The organism is Niallia sp. FSL W8-1348 (genome assembly GCF_038006745.1).
Classification (GTDB): Bacteria; Bacillota; Bacilli; order Bacillales; family Cytobacillaceae; genus Niallia; species Niallia alba.
In genome coordinates this window covers 433,252-441,439 of record NZ_JBBOVV010000003.1, presented here as the reverse complement: position 1 = coordinate 441,439, position 8,188 = coordinate 433,252, and the positions used below count along the sequence as shown (strand labels likewise).

Here is an 8,188-nt window from a genome sequence, read left to right as displayed (position 1 = left end):
CTTTAAGGGGGTGAGTCCATGATTACAGAGAGAAAAGGGGGATGGGAAAATGCCGGCGCAGGAGGTGCAAGTTGATGTGGATGTTTGGAAAAGTGCCATGCAATCAGAAATAGAAACCATTAAGAAAATGCAGGAGAAAGACCATGATAGGATAGATCAGCTGGAAAGAAAAACGGATATACATGAGCATGATATAAAAGACATCAAAGATACATTGAAAGAAATAAAAGACGATACGAAATGGTTACGGCGATCGATTACTAATGCACTTATTGTTGCGTTAATCGGTGGAGCTGTAGCCATTTTTTATGCAGCAATTAAAATCGGAGGATGATAAAAATGAAGAATTTTGACAAAGGTACTTTAATTAGAACAATCGTATTATTTATTGCTTTGGTTAATCAGTTTTTAGTGTCGTTTGGATTGTATGAAATACCGGGAACAGCAGAGGAACAAACGGCATTTATTTCCGCGATATTTACGTTTGTAACAGCTGTAATTGCTTGGTTTAAAAACAATTATGTTACTAGTAGAGGTAAAAAGCAAAAAGAAGTACTTAAAGAAAAAAATCTAACAAATGCGAAATGAGTGGCCTAACAGCTACTCTTTTTTAATTGGAGTGGTTTTAATGTTTAAGAAAATAAAATGGTTTTTCAGCAAAATTGATTTAGTTGAGCAAGACATCTTATTAAACGAAAAATATTAAGGAGTGTGGAAACAATGAGCTTGAAAACACTGCAAGATAAAGCTATTAAACGTATGGGGGCAGTTAAACCAATTGTAAAAGAAAAGGTATTAGAGATTATTGAAGAAGCTTACAATGAAGGAATTTACGTATTGATTACAGACGGGTATCGTTCATATGCGGAACAAGATGCCTTATATGCACAGGGCAGAACAAAGCCTGGTAAAATCGTTACGAATGCAAAAGGCGGACAATCTAATCATAATTTTGGTATTGCTGTAGACTTTTGCTTAACTAACAAAGAAGGTACAGCTGCTTATTGGACGGTTAATAAAGACTGGAAACGAGTTGCAGCTATCGCAAAATCAAAAGGATTCGAATGGGGTGGAGATTGGACTAGCTTTAAAGATAATCCACACTTAGAATATACCGGTAATATCACTATAACACCGGAAGAAACGAAAGTCGGTTCAGAGATTGTTACTACACCTTCTAAGCCATCTGGGGGAAATACTAACATCAAAGCTTATCAAAAGTTTTTAAATGGGTACGCATCTAAAGCTAAGTTTACAAAACTTGTTGAGGATGGTTACACAGGCCCGAAAACAAAAACAGCATACGTCAGAGTTTATCAACATTTAGTTGGTGTAAGTGTGGATGGAATCTTTGGCCCGAAATCTAAAAAGGCTGCTCCTGTTATACAAAAAGGGAAATCTAGTGCAACTTGGATCAAATTTGTACAAGGTTTATTATATTGCAATGGGTATGACCCAAAAGGATTCGATGGCATTTTTGGTAATGGTATGCTAGCATCTGTTAAGAAATTCCAAAAAGATAAAGGCTTAACAGTAGATGGAATAGTCGGACCTAATACATTCGCTAAGTTCTTTGCATAAAATAACACGGATGGATATACAATAGTTGTACATCATGATTACCTACAAAAGCCCTTCTCGCTTAGAGAGGGGCTGTTTTTTATTTCTTTTCTACAATGGTAGCAGTAATTTTAGGCATACCATTTTCATCTTTACCATCAACTGTGCCATATACTCTGACTTGATCACCTTCTGAAACAACTTCTTCAGTTGTGTTAATTAAGTCGATGTAGTAAAATCCATTCCCACTATCTTCTTTTGAAGTCAGTGTAAAAGTGCTCATAGTGCTAATAACTCCTTCTGTTAATAAGCTTACTTCACCGTCCACATATACGTACTTACCATTAGGGGGATTATCAACATTTAATTCAACAAAATCAGCTTTAGTAGCTTCTTCTTTCAATAGTGCATTCAACTCTTCTTGAGACATTTCGCTTCTTGATTTTTGCTGTTCTTCCTTCACTTCTTCTTTAGGTTTTTCTTCTTTTGTAGTTTCTTCGTTTAAGCTACAAGCTCCTAACAATAATAAGATACTCGACATTAATATAATTTTTTTCAACTTATTCTTCCTCCAGTGTGTAGAGATCATCTACTTTACAATCCAATAATTTAGCTAATTCAAAAGCATTTTCTATTGAGGGTTTTCTTTTTCCGGTAGACCAATTAGACAATGTATTTGCAGATACATTTAACTGCTTCATAATATATTCCCTTTTCAAGGGAGAGTTTTTTAATAATATTCCTATGTTACTTTTCAACATATAAACACCTCTAAATTACATTCTACACAATATGTTTAATACCTTTCACAAATTACGTCATAAAAAAATACAACTAAATGTTTGATAGACAGGCAATATTATTTTTTTAGTGCATATCAATAGACTATCAAGCGGATAAGGAGTGGTACCGATGTATGAGGTAATACCGTTTAAAAGTTTTATAGCTGGCAATATCTATCCTACAATGCCTGTCCACAGTTGGTTAGATGGAGGACTTACATTTTTCGTATCGACTGGTGGCGTATTACTCGCTTTAGTAGTGCTAGAAAAGTGTGGCGTGGAAATCAATGAATCTCTCGTTCGTTTAGTAGTAGTATCTGGTGGCGTATTAGCTGGAGCATGGGCCATCTTTAAGAACCCACTGTTTCGTAGTCTAGTAATCGGGTTCTAACGTGTCTATTGAGTTATCCGTTAAAAAGTTAGTATTATCACATGTTATTGCTTGTACAAAATAGTTCCGAAGGAGTGAAACGAAATGCTCGAATTACTCACATTTCCCCTCGCCATCCTTGCTGTCGCATTTCTGCCAAGGGTTGGTGAAGGTGACGATAAGAAAATAAGCCGAATTATGAAGAACATTGGGTATGGAATCAGAGGTAAAGAAGGGGAGTTGAAGCTTCCAAAGTACAAGGGTAAGCAATCAATTGTGGATGATAAAGAAACAATCGGGACCACATACTTGTACAGTGTACCTTTAGGGTTGCCGGCAAGTAAAATGAGAAAAATTGAAGAGGATATTAAGTTATTTACAGATGGATTAAAAAGACCAGTTGAGATCGAATTTAACAAGCTACTCATGATACATGTTTTTAATAAAGAATTACCTACAATTTACGAATACAAACATCTTCCCAGTAGGAAAGGGTGGGTGGTACCAATCGGTATGAGTTTAAGGGGTATTATATGGCATAATTTCGACCACACTCCCCACATGACTGCTGCCGGAACAACAAGGTTTGGTAAAACAGTATTTTTACGAATGATGATGACTTATCTAATCGAACATCATCAAAATGATGTAGAATTTTATGTCATTGATCTAAAGGGAGGATTAGAATTTAGTCGGTATCAGGTACTTCAACAAGTTAAGGAAGTAGCTAGTGATATTTACGAAGCATCTGTATTGTTAAGCAAGCTTCAATCGATGTTCGCTAAGGATTATGAATTTTTCCGTAAGAATAATTATTCGAATGTTGTTGATACGAAAATTAAAAAGCGTAGATTTATCATTGTGGATGAAGCAGCACAATTGGCACCAGATAAATTCCACAGTAAACAAGAGAAACAATTACTTTCTTATTGCCAAGGTGTTTTATCAGAAATAGCAAGAGTAGCGGGAGCACTGGGTTATAGATTAATTTACGCAACTCAATATCCGACTGCTGATACAATGCCGAGACAGATCAAACAGAACGCCGATGCTAAAATATCATTCAGACTTCCATCGGGATATGCTTCTAAGGTCGCTATAGACGATGTAGGAGCAGAAGAACTACCGAGTAATATCAAAGGTAGGGCTATCTTTAAAACGCACGAATTGAGGGAATTACAAGCTCCATTTATAAGCCATGAAGAAATGTGGAAACGATTAGAAAAATACCAAGAACCAAAAGTATTAGAGGTGAAACCAAATGACGTTGTCGAGCATAGAACGGAAGAAACAGCGCCAAGAGAAGATCTTGTTAAGTTTGAATGAATTGAAATTTGCTACAAGTGAACATTTAAGGCAGTTGCATAGTTTAGGAAGTCTTAGGAACGCTTTAAAGGTACTTAATCAGATGAAAGAGTATTTAACTATCCGAAAGCATAACGGACGTAACGTGTACTATCTTAATAACTTAGGAAGGGAGATAATCGGAGTTGAAACAGAAATTAAATGGTCATTAACAGTAGATCACCATTTATTAAGGAATGATATGTACTTATATTTTAAGCTTCCCCATGATTGGAAAGCAGAGCAGAAAATAACTTTCAAATATAAAAACGGACTATCCTATAAAGAATCCACCATCATACCTGACGCTACCTTTACCCTCCACAATATATTTCATTTCCTTGAAGTCGATCGTACACAATCCATGAGTGAGAATAAGAAGAAAATTAATCAATATAAATTGCTTTCACCAGCTATCGAGGAACAATTCCGTCATAAACCTATATTAGTTTTTTACACAACTACAGAAAGTCGTAAAGGCCTATTAGAAAAGTTATGCAGTGATGTAGCCTTAGAAAATATCATAATCTCCAAGGAGGATTTAAGATGATAAAGGAACAGTTATTTAAGAGAAAGATGGGGTGGTGAATAAAATTAAGGGAAGTCTGTCCACGACTTTTTTATCAGTCCCAATTAAGCCCCAATCAGCCCCAAATGAATACTTTAAAATATTGTATTTTACAAAGCTGAAAACAAATAAAAAACCCTAGAAGCGTTGATATAACGCTATTTCTAGGGTTTGTACGAATGCTAAATAATTAGTAATTCTATTAACGAGAGTAGAACTCAACGATAAGAGCTTCGTTAATTTCAGCTGGTAATTCAGAACGTTCTGGTAAACGAGTGAATGTACCTTCTAATTTATCTGCATCGAAAGTTAAGAAATCAGGTACGAAGTTATTTACTTCTACTGCTTCTTTAACAACTTCAAGGTTGCGAGATTTTTCACGTAAAGTGATTGTTTGACCAGCCTTAACGCGGTATGATGGGATATCAACGCGTTTGCCATCAACTAAGATATGACCGTGGTTAACTAACTGACGTGCTTGACGACGAGTACGAGCTAAACCTAAACGGTAAACAACGTTATCTAGGCGAGTTTCTAATAAGATCATGAAGTTTTCACCATGCTTACCAGTCATTTTGCCTGCGATATCAAAAAGATTACGGAATTGACGTTCGTTCACACCGTACATGTGACGAAGTTTTTGTTTTTCTTGTAATTGTAATCCGTATTCTGATAATTTTTTACGTTGGTTTGGACCATGTTGTCCTGGAGCGTAAGGGCGTTTGTCTAACTCCTTACCTGTACCACTTAAAGAAATACCAAGACGACGAGAAAGTTTCCAGCTTGGACCTGTATAACGAGCCATAATTGACTCCTCCTTCATGTTTTTATTTGGTAAAATAAAAACAGATGTAACATGTCTTCTTGTTTATTTTGTCTTCATGTACCTTCGCCCTAGCAGCCAAGGGTTACACAATACACCATCAAATCATAGTTTGAGGAACAAAATAAGACAAAAAGTGTTTACATATGCTGCGCTATTTTACACAAAGAATATTATATGATTTTTATAGGTGGAAAGTCAAGTAGTATTTATTATTATTTCGAATGATAGAAATCGCAGAATTATTTTCTTTAGAAAAGCAGGGATTTTTAACAGAATACAAAAATAATTTTTATCTACCTATTTATTGCCAATATGATATAATTAGTATAATTTAACTATATTATTAGGTTGTAATTTCCAGAAATCGCTTAATCCTTTTACATTTTACATAGTATGTTTAAGTCTATTACATGGCAATATAAGAGCTATAAGAGTGGAATTCCTCCTGTTTGCATTGGTAAACAGATAAGTATTTAGAACTGTTTTTAAGGCTGGTAATTAGCATCATTAGTTTTATGTCCTCAAAGAAAAAATTTCCCGTTAATCTTATTATGTGGTTATTTCTTAAAGTCTGTTGTTTTTGGATGCTTTAAAAGCAACATACTTTTGAGATTGGCAAAAAAGGTATTAAAATAACGAAACAATACGATAATAGTCAAATAAAATGATTCGTAACTGGATGGATATTAGATATTTCGATTTATTTTAATCTATTATAAATTCTTAGCGTATTAATATTTAGAAATATGATTTAATAAATCAAAGAATGAATAGTTAGGTGAATTAGGTGATAAATACATGGACTTCCTTGGCCACCAAAAAATATTAATATTAAAAAGTCGGTTTTTTGAATTATATGACACGAATTTGATAAATGAGAATTATGACATAATTATCCACGAAGCACTTAAAGCAATCCAAGAAGTATTTGACGCAGCTGAAGTTACGCTCTATACCAGTGAAGAATGGGATGTCAGTTGGACGATTGTATCATCCACCGAAAAAAAAGATCGTATAGGGAAGACTATTAGCTTAATGGAAGATGTCTCATTGGCATGCGAACATAAATTCTGTCGGTCACCTATTAAGGATGATTCAGTACATGATTATATGATGTTAGCCCTAAAAGGAAAGGAAAAAGAAAAAGTTGACCATATTTTAGCGATTAAGATTCAGAAGAAATTATGGGACAATCCAATCGAAGAAAATTCTTTATTTGATGATGTAGGGAAAGAAGTCGGAATATTTTTTAGAAATATGCAAAAAATGGTGGACATTACGAAAGACAAAAAGAAATATAAGCAATTATTTAAAGTAACAGAAAAGTTTCATTCGTCCATGATGATGGAAGACGTGCTAAGAGAAGTTATTTTCACGTTAAAAGAAGTATATCCATCGTATCATTATTACTTGTTACTTTCACATGACAATAATAGTCCGATGGATTTACCAGTAAAAGACTTAGAATATGATAGTGAAAACATGGCTGCGATGGAAGCGTATGTTACGGCGAAATTACAATTTGAAAACTTAAAAGAAGACAAAAATTCGGTCATCTATGCACCTTTGAAAGGAAAACAAGGTGTATATGGTGTCTTGCAAATTATTGTCCCAGGTGTTATCTCGTTTCCAAAAAACGAAGTGGAATTTATTTCTCTATTGGCTAATACAGCAGGAGGGGCTTTGGAAAATGCTCAGTTGTATCAACAATCCAAAAAATTAGTTGCTGATTTACAATTAATTAATGAGGCGTCACACCAATTAAATTCCAATTTGCGTTTAAATGAAATGATGACCTATATTTGTGAAAGAATATCCGCCAGCTTTGATGCAAAAGAAGTGGGATTTATCCTATTTTCTCTTGAAAATAATTCCACAACAGTACTTCTAGGAAGTTCTTCTTTCTTCTTTGAGCATGAATCACGTCAATACATTGATTATTTCAAAGAGAAAATACAAATAGAGAAAGACTCCCTGTTTTTAGGAGATTTCAGTATGCAGCTAGAAGGTACACAGTATAAATCTATAATGGCTGTACCAATGATGCAAACAGGCATATTAAAAGGATTTGCTATCGTAATGCATCCAGATGCCTATCATTTTTCGTTTGATACATTTAAACTTTTACAATCATTGATTCATCATTCTACCCTTGCTTTAACCAATTCTTTATTACGAGAGGAATTGGAAAAAATGGTCGTTACAGATCACTTAACAAAGCTATATTCAAGAAGTTACTTGGATGAGAAAATTCAGCGATCTTTAATGGAAGATAAGGAAGGTACGTTTATTCTAATCGATATTGATGATTTTAAATTGATAAATGATACATATGGTCATCAAATTGGTGATGATATCATCATTCAAGTTGCAAATATTATTAAAGATAATATTCGTAGTTCAGATGTTGGTTCAAGATGGGGTGGAGAAGAGCTAGCAATTTACCTACCAAAAGTGCCTCTTTCTTTAGGTGTAACGATTGCTGAACGTTTAGTAAAAAAGGTAAGGGAAAATTCTAGACCATCTGTAACCATATCATGTGGAGTTTCTTATTGGAATAAGCTAAGTGAGGATACGTATAATACACTTTTTAAGCGTGCAGACAAAGCGCTATATATAGCGAAAGAAACAGGGAAAGACAAGGTTATTATTCAAAATACACTTCTTGTAAGTGAATAAAAAGGTGTTCTACTTCTCTTTTGGAGAAAGGTAGAACACCTTTTTTATCTCACTTTTAA

Annotated in this window: 10 protein-coding genes; 7 read left to right on the top strand and 3 right to left on the bottom strand. The window is 34.3% G+C overall.

All coding sequences use genetic code 11. The annotated features are described in order from the left end of the window. Positions 1-49: 49 nt before the first annotated feature. The 3 genes from NST60_RS24825 to NST60_RS24815 all read left to right on the top strand — a co-directional run bounded on the left by NST60_RS24825 (position 50) and on the right by NST60_RS24815 (position 1,581). The gene (locus NST60_RS24825) at positions 50-334 is read left to right on the top strand and encodes a hemolysin XhlA family protein (RefSeq protein ID WP_254414777.1); all 285 of its coding nucleotides are present in this window, start codon (positions 50-52) and stop codon (positions 332-334) included. A gap of 5 nt (positions 335-339) precedes the next feature. Then, positions 340-588, top strand: a complete 249-nt coding sequence (locus NST60_RS24820) for a phage holin (protein WP_254414778.1) — start codon at positions 340-342, stop codon at positions 586-588. Between the two features lie 132 nt (positions 589-720). Then, positions 721-1,581 (top strand): peptidoglycan-binding protein, encoded by an 861-nt coding sequence (locus tag NST60_RS24815; RefSeq protein WP_341100698.1) that lies wholly within the window; start codon positions 721-723, stop codon positions 1,579-1,581. Positions 1,582-1,660: 79 nt separating this feature from the next. On the opposite strand, the gene NST60_RS24810 is transcribed toward NST60_RS24815, so the two are convergent. Next, on the bottom strand, positions 1,661-2,119 hold the full coding sequence (locus NST60_RS24810; RefSeq protein WP_341100696.1) for a hypothetical protein: 459 nt from the start codon (positions 2,117-2,119) through the stop codon (positions 1,661-1,663). A gap of 1 nt (position 2,120) precedes the next feature. Beyond that, positions 2,121-2,321 carry a helix-turn-helix transcriptional regulator gene (locus tag NST60_RS24805; RefSeq protein ID WP_341100694.1) on the bottom strand — a complete coding sequence of 67 codons (201 nt, stop codon included), beginning with the start codon at positions 2,319-2,321 and terminating at the stop codon, positions 2,121-2,123. A 151-nt stretch (positions 2,322-2,472) separates the two neighbouring features. Between NST60_RS24805 and NST60_RS24800 the strand changes: the two genes are divergently transcribed. From NST60_RS24800 to NST60_RS24790, 3 genes are all read left to right on the top strand, one after another. Next, positions 2,473-2,733 (top strand): hypothetical protein, encoded by a 261-nt coding sequence (locus NST60_RS24800; protein WP_341100691.1) that lies wholly within the window; start codon positions 2,473-2,475, stop codon positions 2,731-2,733. 84 nt (positions 2,734-2,817) lie between these two features. Further along, positions 2,818-4,038, top strand: coding sequence for an FtsK/SpoIIIE domain-containing protein (locus NST60_RS24795; protein WP_341100690.1), 1,221 nt, complete (start codon positions 2,818-2,820; stop codon positions 4,036-4,038). Further along, positions 4,022-4,606: a replication-relaxation family protein gene (locus NST60_RS24790; RefSeq protein WP_341100687.1), complete on the top strand. Its 585-nt coding sequence runs from the start codon at positions 4,022-4,024 to the stop codon at positions 4,604-4,606. Before NST60_RS24795 ends, NST60_RS24790 begins: the two co-directional genes overlap by 17 nt. Positions 4,607-4,826: 220 nt before the next feature. On the opposite strand, the gene rpsD is transcribed toward NST60_RS24790, so the two are convergent. Continuing rightward, entirely contained in the window at positions 4,827-5,429 is a 603-nt protein-coding gene (gene rpsD, locus NST60_RS24785; RefSeq protein ID WP_016202819.1) for a 30S ribosomal protein S4, read from the bottom strand. A gap of 819 nt (positions 5,430-6,248) precedes the next feature. On the opposite strand from rpsD, the gene NST60_RS24780 reads away from it, so the two are divergent. Then, complete coding sequence (locus NST60_RS24780) at positions 6,249-8,129, top strand: sensor domain-containing diguanylate cyclase (protein ID WP_169188977.1); 1,881 nt, start codon at positions 6,249-6,251, stop codon at positions 8,127-8,129. The last annotated feature ends 59 nt before the right edge of the window (positions 8,130-8,188 follow it).